The sequence below is a fragment of the Oceaniferula flava genome, assembly GCF_016811075.1.
Taxonomy (GTDB): domain Bacteria; phylum Verrucomicrobiota; class Verrucomicrobiia; order Verrucomicrobiales; family Akkermansiaceae; genus Oceaniferula; species Oceaniferula flava.
Genome location: NZ_JAFBGL010000002.1, coordinates 130785 through 145771 on the forward strand (window position 1 = coordinate 130785; position 14987 = coordinate 145771).

Sequence of the window (14987 nt, forward strand, 5' to 3'; positions counted from 1 at the left end):
CACCATGCTTTCCAGAGTTGCAGACAGTCTTATTTGGCACAGCCGTTACATCGAACGGGCTGAGAACCTCGCGCGTCTCGTGGCGGTGAGCGATCATGACTCGCTGGATTCCGCCACCATGATGAATCGCTCCACCGCCCCAGCCTTGTATGCCGCCGGCGCCGAGCAGGCCTATGCCGAAGCTCTGGGGGTGGCTGAGATGGACGAGCTGGAAATTGGCAACTTCATCGCCTTTTCAGAGCTCAACCCGGATTCCATCCGCACCTGCATCGCCCATGCCAGGGAGAACGCACGCATGGTGCGCGATCAGATTTCCGACGACATGTGGCTGGAGTGCAACCGCTTCCATCTCTATGTAAAATCGGAGAAGGCGATGCAGCTGTGGAAGGCTCACCCCGATGAATTTTACAATCGGGTGATCAAATTTTGCCTGCTCTATCAGGGACTAACAGACTCCACGATTCTCCACGATGAAGGATGGCACTTTGTCCTCTTAGGGCGCTATTTGGAGCGGGTGGATAAGACCAGCCGGATCATCGACATGCTGCATGCGACATCGAACCCGGACCGTGCCCAGCTCATCTCGGTGCTCAGCTCTTGTTCCGGGTTCTCGGCATTCCGCACCGAATACCGCGGCGATATCAACCTGGAAAATGTCGTTTCCTTCCTGCTGTTCTCGCAATCGTTTCCGCGCAGTATTCGCTTTTGTTTGCGACAGCTGGACGACACCTTACACGCCGTCTCCGGAATGCCCAACGGCAGCTTTTCCAACGAGGCGGAACGGCTCACCGGCTCGCTGCTGGCGAAGTTAAATTACACCAGCCTGTCGTCGATTTGGGAACAGGGGCTGCATCAGTTCATCGATGCGCTGCAGTCCGACCTCAATGAGATCGGCCAGCAGATCTTCGAGACCTACGTCCTGCTCGCTCCCGACAGGGATGCCCCGCCCGTGGGCGCACCGATCTGGCAGCAGTATCAACAGCAACAACAACAGCAGCAGTAACTTTCTCATGCGCCTCAGCGTTCATCACCGCACGACCTACCACTATTCCTCACCAGTGAGCAATAGCGTCAATGAACTGCGCCTGAAACCCAAGGAAAGTCCCTGGCAGCACTGTGAGCAATCGCTGGTCTACACCCTGCCGGCGACCCGTCTGAGTCACTTCATCGATTTCAATCGGAACTACGTCCACCATCTGGAAATCCCCGGCGCCCACGACTCCTTGACCATCGATAGCTCCTGCACCGTGGAGACGCGCAGCAAAGTCGATTTTGAAGACCTACCGTATGGATTTCAGCACCGCGACCTGGCGCAGCTGCAGCGATCCGAGGAATGCCATCCCTTTTTGCAAACCAGTCTCTACGTCACCTGGGATCCGGCCACTTGGCGCATGGCGGTGGATATCAAAGACAGCTCCGAAGATGTTTTCCAGACCAGCTACGCCATCATGGAGCACATCTATCAGCACTACTCCTATCAGACCGGTGTCACCTCGGTGGATACCGATGCCCAACAGGTCATCCGCAGGAAAGAAGGGGTGTGCCAGGACTTTGCGCATGCCATGTTAGCCCTCTGCCGCTCCCTGGGGATTCCCGCCCGCTACGTCAGCGGCTACTTCTTTGACGCCACTCACGACAGTAGCCTACGCGGCGCCCAGGCATCCCACGCCTGGGTGGAAGTCTTCATCGCGGATCACGGCTGGATTGGCCTCGATCCCACCAACAATAAAATCACCGACGCTACCTACATCGTGCTCGCCACCGGCCGCGACTACAAAGACGTCTCCCCGATCTCCGGAACCTACTACGGCCACTCACAAAGTTTCCTCGACGTCTTCGTCAAAATCGAACGCCTGCCAGACCGAGCTGTGAGTCGATTGGTTTAGTATTAGTCATATCATTATTCTACTATCGCCTTGGGAGAACTGATGTGTTAGGTATGGATCTATAATGATTTGGGCGTTTATTGATTATGAAAATGTAGGTTCGTTAGAGGAGCTGAACCTACAGAAATACGATAGACTACTCGTCTTCGTAGGCCCTCGGCACAAACGCATTAATCTAGGTGATATTCCCACAGACTCATTCAGTCGGCTCGAGATCATCCGCATGGAGACCACGGGCAACAACAACCTCGATTTCCATCTAACGTTCTACATGGGCGTTGCGCATCGAGCGGCGGATAATAAAATCAGCTTCCACGTGATCTCCCACGACAAGGGTTTCGATGGGTTGATCAATCACCTCAAAAGCCAAGGGCGAACCTGTCTCAGAAAAGGCAGCGCGAAGAAGAAAGTGGCCAAAGCTGCAGCGAAGAAAACGGCCACTAAGAAAGTCGCGAAGAAGGTAGCCAAAAAGGCGGTGAAAAAGGTTGCGAAGAAAGCGGCGAAAAAAGGAATCGCTAGCAATACATCTACTGCTAAGATTATTACTAAACTTCGACTTGTGGCCCAAGATAAGCGACCTAATACCGTAGCAAAGTTAGTTAATTGGATAGCTAACAGTTCTCCTGCCGGTAATGAAAATAACGCAAAGCAGATTCTCGAGAATCTGAAGCGGGAAGGAGTCGTTAGAGGTCAGGAGAATGGTAAGTGCGTCTACCCTTAGTCTGAAATTTAATGCGCGTGCTCGGCGCAGCCGTGGCATTTCACCCAGATGCTGGTGCCATCGGTGTAGTGTTCTTTTTTCCAGATGGGGACGGTGTGTTTGATCTCGTCGATGATGGCGCGGCAGGCGGTGAAGGCGGCGGCGCGATGGGCGGCGGAGACGGCGATGGCGATGGCGATTTCGCCAATCTGGAGGTGACCGGTGCGGTGCTGGCAGCGGGCGGCGACGACATCGTGCTCGGCGCAGATTTTTTCGAGGATGCGATTGCCTTCTTTTTCGGCAAGGGCAGGGAAGGCCTCGTATTCTAACGATGCGACATCGCGGCCTTGGTGGTGGTTGCGCACCCAGCCTTCGAAGCTGGCGAAGCCACCGGCGGAGGGATCACGGACGGCATCACAAAGTGCGCGCGGGTCGATGGTTTGATCGGTTAACTTGAACACGGGGAAATAAGCTTGGTGTTTGGAATTTGCAGTTTGATGGCCTAGCCACCGGCGACGGGGGGGATGAAGACGAGTTCCTCGCCTTCTGTTAGCTGGTGTGACCAATCGGTGAAGTCTCCGTTGACGGCGACCATCATGCCTTTGCGTTTCAGGGGGATGCTGTGTTTGGCGCGGATTTCTTCGAACACTCCGGCGGGGGTGACGGAGTGGGTGCGGTGGCTTTCGAGGTCGGTGCCGGCGAGTTCACGCAGTTGGGCGAAGTAGGAAAGAGTGATGGTCTTCTCGTTGGTGCTGCCGTCGAGTCGGGCGCGGATTTCGATGGCGTCGGCTTCAGTGTTGGTGTTGGCCAGTGGCCAGAGACCGGGGGATGGCAGCGCTTGGCCATTGAGGTTTTTGAGCACTGAGCGGGGGCAGCGTTTTCCTGATTGAATAGATTCTAACACATGGCTGACGGTGGTAGGCGACCAGATGGCGCAGAGTGGTTCAGGTAGTCCATCGGTGGCGCTGGAAAAGTAGGTGGCGTCACACTCCGCTGTGTGGGCATCTGCGAGTGTTTGTAGGTGGCCTTTTTCTAACAGTGGGAGGTCGCAGGCTAGCACAAACCATGCGCTTTTTGGGTCATGCTTTTGGGCAGAGGCGATGGCACCAAGCGGACCCACATTTCCAAAAGCATCTGCGATGACACCATCGCCATCACCCTCGGCAACGGAAATGAATACTTCATCACAAACCAATTCTAACAATTGAACGCCTCGCTCGCGCTGGGTCAGTCCGTCGCGGAAGACGATCTCGGATTTGTCCTCACCCATGCGGGAGGATTTGCCGCCGACTAGTAATAGGCCTTTCATGTGATTGTTGGCTTAGCTCGCTGCGTAGTCGCCGCTCTTGCCGCCGGTTTTCTCCAGCAGCTTGGTTTCGCGGATCACCATGGCCTTGTTCACGGCCTTGCACATGTCGTAGAGCGTCAGCGCGGCGCCGTTGACTCCGGCGAGCGCTTCCATCTCGATGCCGGTTTTTCCGGTGGTGACACAGGTGCAGGTGATGGTGATCTCGGTGCCCGAGCTGGCTTCGATGTTGAACTTGCAGCTGTGCAGCGGCAACGGGTGGCAGAAGGGGATGAGGTCGGAGGTTTTCTTCGCCGCCATGGTGCCGGCGATGATGGCGGTGTGGAAAACCGGGCCTTTTTTGCTCTGGATCTCGCCGTCTGTGAGGAGCGACATCACCTCGGCGCCGACCTCGACGATGCTCTGCGCGGTGGCGGTGCGGCGGGTGACATCCTTCGGTGAGACATCGACCATGCCAGGCTGGTTGTTTTCGTTGATGTGGGTGAGCTGGGACATTGTTGTTTGGACAGAATTGACGGAATTTTTCAGAATTTTTTTACCACGGGTAGTAGTGGACGAGGGTGCCGGCTGGAGATGTGGCAGCAAGTTCGCAGATGCCGCTGGCTCCTGCAAGTGCTGTGTAGTCGCCAGAGTTCCGTGGCGGTTGAGCATGGACGCTGTTTCCGGCTAGCTGCGATGCCACGAGGCCGGGGAATGGGGCGTTCCAGCGGACGTCTTTGGCGAGTGGGTAAGTGCTGGGCTGCCAGCTTTCGCCGCGCATGTTGCGAAGGGCGGGCAGGATGTAGCGCGCCATGCAAGCCATGACGGAGACCGGGTTGCCCGGCAGGGCGATGACGGGTGTCTCGCCGGGCCAGAAGGCCAAGGGTTTTCCCGGCCGCTGGGCAATGCCATGGAAGAGCGGATCCCCGACGAGGGCCTTCATCACGGGGGCGACGTAATCGAATTTTCCCATCGAGATCCCGCCGGTGAGCAGGATGAGGTCGGCCGTTTCCATGCCCTGCTGCAGGGCTGCGTTTAGCGCGTCGAGGGTGTCTGGAACGTGGATGTTTTCCAAGCAACCGAGCCGGTGACCGGTGATGCTTGCGCCGATAGCGGGTGCGTGGCTGCGACGGATCTGGTGCGGCTGGGGGGATTCGGCCGGCGGGATGACTTCATCGCCGGTGGTGATGAGCAGGATCTTGGGGAGTTTGAAAACGCTGAGCTCGGTTTGGCCGACGGAGGCGGCGATGGCGGCTTCCGGTGCGCCGATGATCGCGCCGACGGGGACCAGCACCGCGCCGGTGTCGCTATCACTGCCCATCGGGTGAATGTGCTGACCCGCTTGGGCGGGGCAGGTGGGGCTGAGGTGGGCGATGCCGTTTTCCACCCGAATGTCCTCGACCTTGATGACACAATCGCAGCCCTCCGGCAGCACGGCCCCGGTCATGACTTCGAGGCAAGTTTCCGGGTTCTTGAGTGAGATCGGGGCTTGCCCGGCGGCTTGGGTGCCGGCGATGGCAAACTCGCGCAGCCCGGACGCAAAACTGTCGTAGGCGATGGCAATGCCGTCCATCATCACGCGGTGGTAGGGTGGGATGGCACGGTCGGCAGTGATCGCCACCGCCAGTCGGCGCCCCAGTGCCTGGTCGGCGTCGATTTCCTCGCTGCCCATGGTCGGGAGCTTGGAGAGGAGATGTTTTTCGGCCTCGTGGATGGAAATGAGCGGCTGCACAAGATGGATCAAATCACGCTTGGCCTTTTTTGTCCATCCGTGCGAGTGTTTCGCATGCAGTCGCCCAGCGATACCCTGTCACGGCCACTCCGCGATCTTCGGATCTCGGTGACGGATCGCTGTAATTTCCGCTGTCGCTATTGCATGCCGGCGGAGGTGTTTGGCCCGGGCTATGCTTTTTTGCCCAAGCCGGAGATCCTGACCCATGAGGAAATCGCCACACTGGCTGCTGTGTTCTGCACGCTGGGTGTGGAAAAATTACGCATCACCGGAGGCGAGCCCCTACTACGGCGGGGGCTGCATGAGCTGATCGAAATGCTGGACGCCATCCCCGGCGAGCGCGATCTGGCGATGACGACCAATGGTGTGTTGCTGGGACGTTTTGCCGAGGACCTGGTGGGTGCCGGGCTGCAGCGCGCCACGGTATCGCTGGATGCTCTCGACGCCGAGACCTTTGCCAAGATGAACGGCGTGGGCGCGACTCCCGACAAGGTGATCCGTGGCATCGACGCCGCCCTGTCCGCAGGATTGGGGGTGAAAATCAACTGCGTGGTGCAGAAGGGGGTGAATGAAAATGAGGTCAGCGCTTTGGCGGAATTCGCCCGCAGCCGTCGGGTGGCGCTGCGCTTCATCGAGTTCATGGACACCGGCAATACCAACCGTTGGAAACGCGACCAGGTGGTGCCGTCCGCCGACTTGCTGGCTGAGCTGCGCCGCCACTACGATCTCCAGCCTGTTGCCTCGCCTCGTGTGGGGGAAACGGCGAAACGTTTCCATCACGCCGATCTCCCCGACACCGAAGTGGGTTTTATTTCCTCGGTGACCCAACCCTTTTGCAGCGACTGCAATCGTGCCCGGCTCTCTGCCGATGGCCAGATCTTCACCTGCTTGTTTGCCACCAAGGGGCACGACATCAAAACGATGCTGCGCGATGGCGCCAGTGCCGAGGAGCTGACGCAAAAGATCGCCGCGCTCTGGGGGAGACGCGACGATCGATATTCGGAGCTGCGGGCCGGTCTGGCCGAGCCGATTGAAAAACCTGAGATGTCCTACATCGGAGGTTAGCCGGCGGTGGCCATGCGGGACTCCACGAGCTCGCCGAGAAGGACCCAGTTGTCCATGGCGTCATTTTTGATGAGGTCGGTGGAAAGCAGTGAGCCTGAGTAGAGGTAATTGATGACATTTTCCCAGGTATGAGGGCCTCCGATTTCTGTGCCGCGAGCTACGACCCAGCTGTCATTTTCCTCAGTTTTGACCTCTTCGGTTTTGATCTCTTTCTGAGCCAAGGCATGGGTGGGAGAATCCAGGACACTGAGGAACTTTTCAGGAGAGCTGGTAAATCTCTGCATCAGTTCGAGGTAGGACTCCTTGACTGCTTTGGGGCTCTGCGGACGTTCCTTGGGGTTGCGAGCGAGAAGCCAGTGAACCCATTGGCAGAGCCACTCCGGAAGATCGGGACGGAGCTCTTGCAGCGGGGTGATCTGGCCGCGTAAATGCGAGGCCATGATTTCGATATTTGCAGCGCCTGTGCATGGGAAGGTTCCGGTGAGCGCAAGGTAGTAAATACAACCCATGGCATAGGTGTCTGATGCTGTGCTGGGTGCGGTGCCTTCAAAGCGCTCTGGAGCCATGCAGTAAATCGACCCGTAGGCGGCGTAGTGGCTCTCGAGTGGCATCTTGGTCTTGGCGAAGATCGATTGATCAAAGTCCAGAAGCTTATACTGCAGCTCACCCTGCTCGTTGACAGTTTGGAGAATGTTGTGCGGGTTCAGATCGCCGTGAACAATCCCAGAAGACTCGGCGCTGGCCAGAGCAGATTGAGTCTGGAACATCAAAGTGGTCAGATCTTCGACGGAGAATTTGCCTTTGGCGAATACTTGATCCAGCGACTGTCCCCTGAGCGATTCCATGACGATGCAGACGCGATTGTCTGTTTCGTAAACATCATAGATGGAAATAATGTTCGGATGATTGACGGCTGCCAGCATTAGGGCTTCCACGCGGAGCGTGTGAGATACTTCTGGCATGGTTGGGAGGAGACGTTTGACAGACACTTCGCGGTCAAGTTTCTCGTCGTGAGCCCGATTCACCACCGCGAGGCCGTTACCTCCCCCATGGTTCTCAAGAGTTTCTAAGATGGTGTAACGCGGTTCAGAAGCTGCAGCTTCGAGTTCGACAGGTTCTAGGCGGATGGGTTGTTCGAGCGTTGTCATGGTCGGGTAGTGAGTCGTTGCTAGTTGTTTTGGAGGGAACTACGTAGAAGGTGAGCGGTGCGCTGCGCTCTGCGTTGATTTATAAAAAAGATACATTAATGATCTGGGGTTACGAGAATTCATTACAAAAAAGCATTTAAAAACAGTCGTTTTGCTATCAAAATGTTAATTATAATACTCATCCTTTGCCGTAATATCAACGTTTCTAGCTTGTTACAGAAAAACTGTTAAAAGTGCGCTGTGGTGCGACTTGGTTTAGTAAACTTTGATTAATTAAGTTGTAGTCAAGGCGATTCAGAAGGCTCCAAATCATCTTAGTGTATATTTTCTATAATCCTTATTCCCCTTGGCTGGAGCTTGTTGCGTGTCCCATTTCACTGCTTTTTGGCCGTGCAAGCGCAGTTGATATGAGGCAGCCTCGGCTTGTGAACGTGACTCTTAAACAACTCTATATTTCCCCCGGGCATAATTACTTTGGCCGACACGGTAAGGGGTCGATGGATCATGTGATCGAAGAAGTGGAGGTGATGCGCTGCGTCGCCGGCCATGGCATCGAGGGGGATCGCTTTTATGATTTCGAACCCGACTACAAGGGCCAGCTGACGTTTTTTGATTGGGCGGTTTACCAAGAGGTGCAGGAAGAGATTGTGAAGGGGGAGCTGAGTCCGAGCGCATTTAGAAGGAATGTGCTGATTGAAGGGGTGGATCTCAACGAACTGATCGGCAAACGATTCACCCTCGGCGGTCTGGAATTCACCGGTTCCGGCGAGTGCAAACCCTGTTACTGGATGGACGAAGCCTGTGCTCCTGGGGCCTTCGAATTTCTCAAGGGGCGTGGAGGCTTACGAACTCGCATCGTCCAAGGTGGAAAATTGACACCCGGTGACTATGAGCTGGAGGTGACCGGTGAAGTGGAACCTGATCCAGGTAAATGACGGGACAATCGACAGATTTCCAAATCTGGAAATACGGCGCTGGCAAGCTCTCCGAGCAGTCCGATCATGCGGCAGCCGAAGAGCCGCTTCAGATCACCGTGGATGGCACTCCTGTGGCAGTGGTGATGCGCACGCCGGGGCACGATCTGGATCTGGTGACTGGGTTTTTGCTGACAGAGGGCTTGGTGGCCTCGGTGGCGGATGTCATGCGCATTGATTTAGAACAGAAAAAGAACCACGCGCTGGTTTTCTTGGCGGATGAGGTGGTGCTGGATCACGCCAAGCTAAGTCGGAATCTTTTCAGCGCTTCGTCCTGCGGCATTTGCGGCAAGGCGAGCATCGAGGCCATTCACCTTCAGGCCGCGCCCGTGGAGGATGGTTTTTCCGTTGATGCCGATATCTTGTTAACGATGCCCAAGGCGCTGCGTGCCGCTCAGGAGATCTTCGAGAGCACTGGTGGCTTGCACGCCGCAGGTCTGGCCAATGCCCAAGGTGAGATCCTGGTGCTGCGCGAGGACGTAGGCAGACACAATGCTATCGATAAAGTCATTGGCTGGGCTGCGATGGAAAAGGTGGATCTCTCCCTGACTCTGCTTCAGGTATCGGGTCGGGTCTCCTTCGAGGTCATGCAGAAAGCGCTGATGGCGCGCATTCCGATGGTGTCCGCGATCTCCGCGCCCTCGTCACTGGCCATCGAATTTGCCCGTGAAAGCCGGCAGAGCCTGGTGGGGTTCTTGCGTCCACCGACCTTCAACGTCTACGCCGGCCCCCAGCGGATCACTGGCGCTGAGCGATAAAACTTGAGATTTCCCGCCCTTCGGACTACTCAGCGGGTATGTCATTCCAGTCACTCGGACTCCACGATCGCATCCTTCAGGCCACTGACGATGCCGGCTACAGCCAGCCGACTCCCATTCAGGCCAAAACCATCCCCGCCATTCTTTCCGGCCGGGATCTGATCGGTCTGGCTCAGACTGGCACCGGAAAAACAGCCGCATTTACACTGCCGCTGCTTTCCCAACTGGTGTCGAGCAATCACGATCTCACCGAGCGCGCCGCCCGGGTGCTGATCATCGCACCGACCCGTGAGCTGGTGCAGCAGATCAACCAAAGCATCCGCACCTACGGAAAATTCACCAACCTCCGCACCGCCATCGTCATGGGTGGGGCGAGTGAAAAGCATCAGATTGAAAAGCTGCAGAGCAACGTCGACATCGTCATTGCGACCCCTGGTCGACTGATGGCGCTGATGAAAGACGGACACTGCAACTTTGGCAAACTCACCCACCTGGTGCTGGACGAGGCCGACCGGATGCTGGATATGGGATTTCTTCCCGACATCCAGGCCATCACCGAGAGCCTGCCGAAGCGCCGTCAGAGCCTGCTGTTCTCCGCCACCTTCCCTCAGCAGGTGGAGCGCCTCGCGAAGACGATCCTCAAAGACCCGCATACCATCGAAGTGGGAGCGCGCAGCAATCCGGCGGAGACTGTGGATCAGTATCTCTACCCCGTGGAGCCGCACCTCAAGACGCCCTTGCTGATCGAGCTGCTGGAAGACCATCAATTTTTCTCCGTCATCGCCTTCGTCCGCACTCGCGAAGATGCGGATCTGTTGACCAAGGATCTGCGCGGTGCCGGGATCGATACCGAAGCGATCCACAGCGACCGCTCACAAAACCACCGCGCCCGCGCGCTGAGAGATTTCAAGGCGAGCAAACTGCGGGTTCTCGTCGCCACCGACATCGCCGCTCGTGGTTTGGACATCCCCAACGTCACCCACGTGGTGAACTATGATTTCCCCGGTCAGAGCGACGACTACATCCACCGCATCGGCCGCACCGGTCGCGCTGGAGCGGAAGGCTGTGCGATCACGTTCCTCACCGAAAACGATGGTGAACGTCTGAAAAAACTCGAGCGCCACATCGGCAAAACGCTCGCCAAGCGCTTCCTCGATGGCTTCAACTACAAGGTGCCTGCACCGGAGGAAGAAAAGGAACGTCGTTTCGTCAAAAGGCAGCCCAAGCGCCACTCGTCGGACCGCTTCGAAAACTCCCCCCGCGGGAAGGCGAGAAAGACCGCCAAGAAAACCACCCAGAAACGCACCGACTGGCGCAAGCCGAAGAAGCGGAAGTGATCGTGATAGGTCATCGTTAGGCATCCCTTCCCTGAACTCGGGTGCCGAGGTCTTCCCAAATCACGTCGGTAAAGACGGGGGCTAGGCCTCCTGGTTTTTCCCCTGAGTGGCTGCTCATGATGGCATGAATGCCCTCTGGTGTATGAAGGCGAGCGCCCCGCCAGCGAAGCTGTTCGGTGGTGCTGCTATGAGGCGCCTCCTTGTCGGGAGTGGATTCCACAGCGCTCAGTAGGAGACTCTGTCAGCTAACAGGAATGATCTTGATCCCTCGGGCAAATTAGGTTCGTCTGATAGTCGTTCATCTCGATGCGACCGATTCGTGGCGCTGATGGATGTGATTCAAGAAACCAAACACCCCTGAAATGATGAAATGTCGCTCGCTTTTCCTTTGCTGTCTGATTGTCAACTCTGTGCTCCACGCGGCCAGCCCCACTGAGATGCGCGAGTGGCAGACGAGCTCTGGCCACAAGGCTGAGGCTTCTGCCTTGCAGGTGGAGGACGGCACGGTTCATTTGAAAATGGGCAATGGTAAATTGGTCAAGCTGGCGATGGACAAGCTGGTCGAGAGTGATCAGAAATTTTTGCAGAAGCATTTTGCGATCCCTGATGCGACCGAGCCGGCAGCAGGCAGCGATGCGAAACCGGCGGAGGGTTTGGCCTATCCCCTGGGTCAAATGCAAGGCCCGGTCGACGCTGGTGGAGGGGCGTCTTACTTCGTCTATCTGCCGAAAAGTTTGAAGCAGGATCGTCCCGCGCCGTTGATCTTTTTCTGTGCTCCCTGGGGAGCCAAGAAGCCGGGGTTTATAAAAGGCATGACGGATGTTGCGGACCGTTTTGGCTGGGTGGTGGCCCTGTCCGTAAATTCATCGAATGCCCACAGCATGAAGAAGAACAGCGATTTCTGTAAAAAAAGCTTAGACCACCTTTTCGGAACCTTGCCGCTGGATGAAAAACGCGTTCATTACGCCGGTCATTCCGGTGGTGGTGCCCAATCATATGTCAATGCCAGCTTCAGACCTGCCTACGGTGTGATGCCAAGCGCTGGTTATGTGTTGTCCGGCGTTAAACCTCGTGCGGAAGTGGTCTATGCGATTGGCGGCGGATATGATTTCAACCGTTATACGACCGCTAATGCGGTAGCCGGTTTCAAAAAGAATGGCTTCCACCGCATCAGCCCCAAAGGGCACCCACGCGCAGCAAATAGCTACAGAGAGGACGGCGTTTTTTGGATGGCCTGTCGATATCTTGGTGAGCAAAAAAGCGAGCACCTCGAAGAAGCCAAAGATTTTGAGCGCGCCGCACTGATCTGGCTGAAAGAGCTGCAGGAAAGCCATTCTATGCGAGCCTATTCGAATGCCATGGTGTTCAAAGAATACTATCAACCGGAGGGACACAATGGTCGGGCTCTGGAACTGCTGATTAAAGAACTGGAAAAGACACCCGACAATAAACTCTACCATGAAGCCCTGCATGCTCTGGATGAATTTTCCGATAAATATCTGGCAGGATCCGTTGTCGGGTCGGCGATGAATCGTGTTGATCCGAAGGTGGCCAGGGGGACGGAAAAACTCAGGGAGAGCTACGGTCACATCCCCGAGATCGCAGCCATTCTGGATGCTTTGAATAAAAAAACGGACTCGCTGAAAAAATAACTGTCTTGGAGAGCTCGCCGGGCTTTGATCGTGGCCCGTTTTTTTTCTCGAAATCCCCAGCTCGCGAGAGAGCATCGTTTTTATGAGAGAAAGAAAAGACCTAAGCTTGGGGTTAATCGGTTGTGGTGTATGGGGGCGCGTGATCCTGCGCGATTTGCTGAGCTTGGGCGTGCGAGTGCACGTTATCGAGGCGAACGCCGAAGCCGCTGCCAAAGTGCAAGGAGCTCATCAGGTGTCGGCTGAGCTTCATGAGTTAGGTGCGGTGGATGGTGTGATTGTCGCCACGCCTGCGACGACTCATGCCGAGGTGATCACGGCACTGGATGCGCAAGGCTCTGAAGCACCTATTTTCTGTGAGAAACCATTGGCGGACAACTCTAGCGGCGCGCAAGTTTTGCTAGATCGTGAGGGGCCTCCTTTATTTGTGATGCACATCTGGTGCTTTCATCCTGGAGTTCGTACACTCAAAGAGCTGTATCAGCAGGGGCTCATTGGGGAACTCACGCAAATCCGCAGTGCGCGTTGTAATTGGACAAGTCCGCGAAGAGATGTCGATACCTTGGCCAACCTTGCACCGCACGATTTATCTATTTTCCAATATATCCTTGGCGAGCTTCCAGAGCCTAGTTCAGCGATGGCGGAGGAGATCGATGGTCAAGTGGTCGGGTGCACGGTGTTTTTTAAGAACTCGGATGGGGCAGACTGCCTGCTCGATGTTTCTAACCGATATGCCAAAAAGCGAAGAGAGGTCAGGCTCCATGGCAGTGAAGGTGTGTTGGTTTTACCTGATGATACCGCGGGTGTGGTTCAACATATTGCTGCCGGAGGCTTTATTGAAGCTGATAGCACAACAGACTACGTCTATGCATCGGTATCGGCCTTGATCACTGAACTTGAGGCGTTTCTGGATGCCCTGATCAGTGGGGACTTTAGTTCGTTGTGCTCAGTGAGAGGTGGCGCGGAGGTCGTTTTCACGATTGACACGATCAGGAAACATATACTAGGTGGATAGGTTGCCAAGTTGCAATCCCCCCACACACATGAAATCATATTTAGTTAAAGGGCAAGTTATTGAAGGTGTCGATCTCGCCAACTGTCAGATGCATAAGGATGATCGAGGTTCCTTTACCGAAGTATTTCAAGATTCTTGGGGGACGGCAATTGACCCGTGTCAGTGGAGTGTTGTTAGTTCTGAGGCGAATGTTTTCCGTGGTTGCCACATCCACTTGAGGCACGACGAGTATTTTTGTCTTTTGTCAGGTGAGGCATCAGTCGGTTTGCGCGATGAACGCCCTGACTCTCCGACCTTTGGTCATTGGCAGCTGTATCGATTATTTGGTGCGGATCTGGCGGCTCTAACTTTCCCTGTAGGAATTGTGCACGGTTGGTATTTCCACACGCCATCGATGCATTTGCAGGCGGTCTCAGAGAGTTATGTTGACTACGGGGCTGACGACAACATTGGGGTGCACTGGGCTGATCCAGCGTTGGAAATTCCATGGGAATTTTCTGACCCGGTGATTGCGCAACGTGCAGCCGAGTTTGGTTCGCTCGAGAATCTCCGATCTGAAGTCGAAGCATTAAGAGGGAGCATGAGTTAGGTTGATGAAGGCTACGATTCTACTGCCCACTACCGCGGATCGTGGCCCTGTGCTTCAACATGCGGTGACCAGTGTGCGGCGCCAGACGATGAAGGAATGGGAGCTGTTCATTGTCGGTGATGGTGTGAGCGAAGAGACTCGTGCATGTGCTGAAGCTTTGGTCGCCAGTGATTCAAGGGTTCGCTTTTTCGATTTCCCCAAAGATGAATCGCGGGGGGAGCTGAACAGGCATGCATTGCTCTCGAATGAGGCGCAAGGTGAGGTTGTGGGTTATCTTTGTGACCGTGATTTGTATTTAGAAAACCACCTTGAGCTCATGTTCCGCGAGTTACAGTCCTGTGATATGGCTCACTCGATGTTGACGGTGCTACGAGACGATGGAGAAATCCGCCACCTTAATTCGCCGGACACCTCATTGGCACCTGCGGAAAGGGCCCGGGCGGCTAGGCAACAGGAGATGATCAAGATCCCTCTATCTTTTGTAATGCATCGCTTAGATGCCTACAAAAAGCTGCCTCATGGCTGGCGCGTGACACCTACAGGATTGTTTACTGATAGCTACATGTGGCAGCAGTTCTATGCTTGCGACTGGCTGCGCACATCCACGGTTTGGTTCCCTACCGTGGTTTATTTGAAAAGGGGCAATTTCCCGGGGCTCTCCACCCCCGAGAGGGCGGCAGAGTCTCGCAAGTATATCGAGCTGTATGGGGTGCCGGGAGGGAGCGCAGACTATCAGGCTGCCGTGAACAAATCCATTCTCGATCAGAGAGCTCGTTATGATCAACGGATCTTGAAATACAAACGGCGGTCACAGCCGATCTGGAAGCGCTTTTTCAAATCGTAACAACA

16 protein-coding genes are annotated in these 14987 nt (G+C 55.6%); 11 read left to right on the forward strand and 5 right to left on the reverse strand.

The window, feature by feature from the left end; translation table 11 throughout:
• Positions 1–4: 4 nt before the first annotated feature.
• The 3 genes from JO972_RS03640 to JO972_RS03650 all read left to right on the forward strand — a co-directional run bounded on the left by JO972_RS03640 (position 5) and on the right by JO972_RS03650 (position 2607).
• Positions 5–1003 carry an alpha-E domain-containing protein gene (locus JO972_RS03640; RefSeq protein WP_309488641.1) on the forward strand — a complete coding sequence of 333 codons (999 nt, stop codon included), beginning with the start codon at positions 5–7 and terminating at the stop codon, positions 1001–1003.
• A 7-nt stretch (positions 1004–1010) separates the two neighbouring features.
• Complete coding sequence (locus tag JO972_RS03645; protein ID WP_309488642.1) at positions 1011–1886, forward strand: transglutaminase family protein; 876 nt, start codon at positions 1011–1013, stop codon at positions 1884–1886.
• 64 nt (positions 1887–1950) lie between these two features.
• Positions 1951–2607 (forward strand): PIN domain-containing protein, encoded by a 657-nt coding sequence (locus JO972_RS03650; protein ID WP_309488643.1) that lies wholly within the window; start codon positions 1951–1953, stop codon positions 2605–2607.
• A gap of 8 nt (positions 2608–2615) precedes the next feature.
• Here the strand turns inward: JO972_RS03650 and JO972_RS03655 are convergent, their stop codons facing one another.
• Genes JO972_RS03655 through JO972_RS03670 form a run of 4 tightly spaced genes read right to left on the reverse strand, consistent with a single transcriptional unit; the run spans position 2616 to position 5603 of the window.
• Positions 2616–3047, reverse strand: coding sequence for a molybdenum cofactor biosynthesis protein MoaE (locus JO972_RS03655; RefSeq protein WP_309488644.1), 432 nt, complete (start codon positions 3045–3047; stop codon positions 2616–2618).
• A 41-nt stretch (positions 3048–3088) separates the two neighbouring features.
• Entirely contained in the window at positions 3089–3895 is an 807-nt protein-coding gene (locus JO972_RS03660) for an NTP transferase domain-containing protein (RefSeq protein WP_309488645.1), read from the reverse strand.
• Positions 3896–3907: 12 nt separating this feature from the next.
• Positions 3908–4387 carry a cyclic pyranopterin monophosphate synthase MoaC gene (gene moaC / locus JO972_RS03665; protein WP_309488646.1) on the reverse strand — a complete coding sequence of 160 codons (480 nt, stop codon included), beginning with the start codon at positions 4385–4387 and terminating at the stop codon, positions 3908–3910.
• 40 nt (positions 4388–4427) lie between these two features.
• The gene (locus tag JO972_RS03670) at positions 4428–5603 is read right to left on the reverse strand and encodes a molybdopterin molybdotransferase MoeA (protein ID WP_309488647.1); all 1176 of its coding nucleotides are present in this window, start codon (positions 5601–5603) and stop codon (positions 4428–4430) included.
• 39 nt (positions 5604–5642) lie between these two features.
• On the opposite strand from JO972_RS03670, the gene moaA reads away from it, so the two are divergent.
• Entirely contained in the window at positions 5643–6668 is a 1026-nt protein-coding gene (moaA, locus tag JO972_RS03675) for a GTP 3',8-cyclase MoaA (RefSeq protein WP_309488648.1), read from the forward strand.
• Here moaA and JO972_RS03680 read toward each other — a convergent pair.
• Complete coding sequence (locus JO972_RS03680; RefSeq protein ID WP_309488649.1) at positions 6665–7816, reverse strand: serine/threonine protein kinase; 1152 nt, start codon at positions 7814–7816, stop codon at positions 6665–6667. The genes moaA and JO972_RS03680 overlap by 4 nt on opposite strands.
• Before the next feature lie 431 nt (positions 7817–8247).
• On the opposite strand from JO972_RS03680, the gene JO972_RS03685 reads away from it, so the two are divergent.
• From JO972_RS03685 to JO972_RS03715, 7 genes are all read left to right on the forward strand, one after another.
• On the forward strand, positions 8248–8751 hold the full coding sequence (locus JO972_RS03685) for an MOSC domain-containing protein (RefSeq protein WP_309488650.1): 504 nt from the start codon (positions 8248–8250) through the stop codon (positions 8749–8751).
• Positions 8748–9548, forward strand: coding sequence for a formate dehydrogenase accessory sulfurtransferase FdhD (gene fdhD, locus JO972_RS03690; protein WP_309488651.1), 801 nt, complete (start codon positions 8748–8750; stop codon positions 9546–9548). The genes JO972_RS03685 and fdhD overlap by 4 nt, the downstream gene beginning before the upstream one ends.
• 38 nt (positions 9549–9586) lie before the next feature.
• Entirely contained in the window at positions 9587–10885 is a 1299-nt protein-coding gene (locus JO972_RS03695; RefSeq protein ID WP_309488652.1) for a DEAD/DEAH box helicase, read from the forward strand.
• A gap of 365 nt (positions 10886–11250) precedes the next feature.
• Complete coding sequence (locus tag JO972_RS03700; RefSeq protein WP_309488951.1) at positions 11251–12537, forward strand: SHD1 domain-containing protein; 1287 nt, start codon at positions 11251–11253, stop codon at positions 12535–12537.
• A gap of 82 nt (positions 12538–12619) precedes the next feature.
• Positions 12620–13549 carry a Gfo/Idh/MocA family protein gene (locus JO972_RS03705; RefSeq protein ID WP_309488653.1) on the forward strand — a complete coding sequence of 310 codons (930 nt, stop codon included), beginning with the start codon at positions 12620–12622 and terminating at the stop codon, positions 13547–13549.
• Positions 13550–13577: 28 nt separating this feature from the next.
• Complete coding sequence (locus tag JO972_RS03710; RefSeq protein WP_309488654.1) at positions 13578–14138, forward strand: dTDP-4-dehydrorhamnose 3,5-epimerase family protein; 561 nt, start codon at positions 13578–13580, stop codon at positions 14136–14138.
• Between the two features lie 4 nt (positions 14139–14142).
• Positions 14143–14982, forward strand: a complete 840-nt coding sequence (locus JO972_RS03715) for a glycosyltransferase family 2 protein (protein ID WP_309488655.1) — start codon at positions 14143–14145, stop codon at positions 14980–14982.
• The last annotated feature ends 5 nt before the right edge of the window (positions 14983–14987 follow it).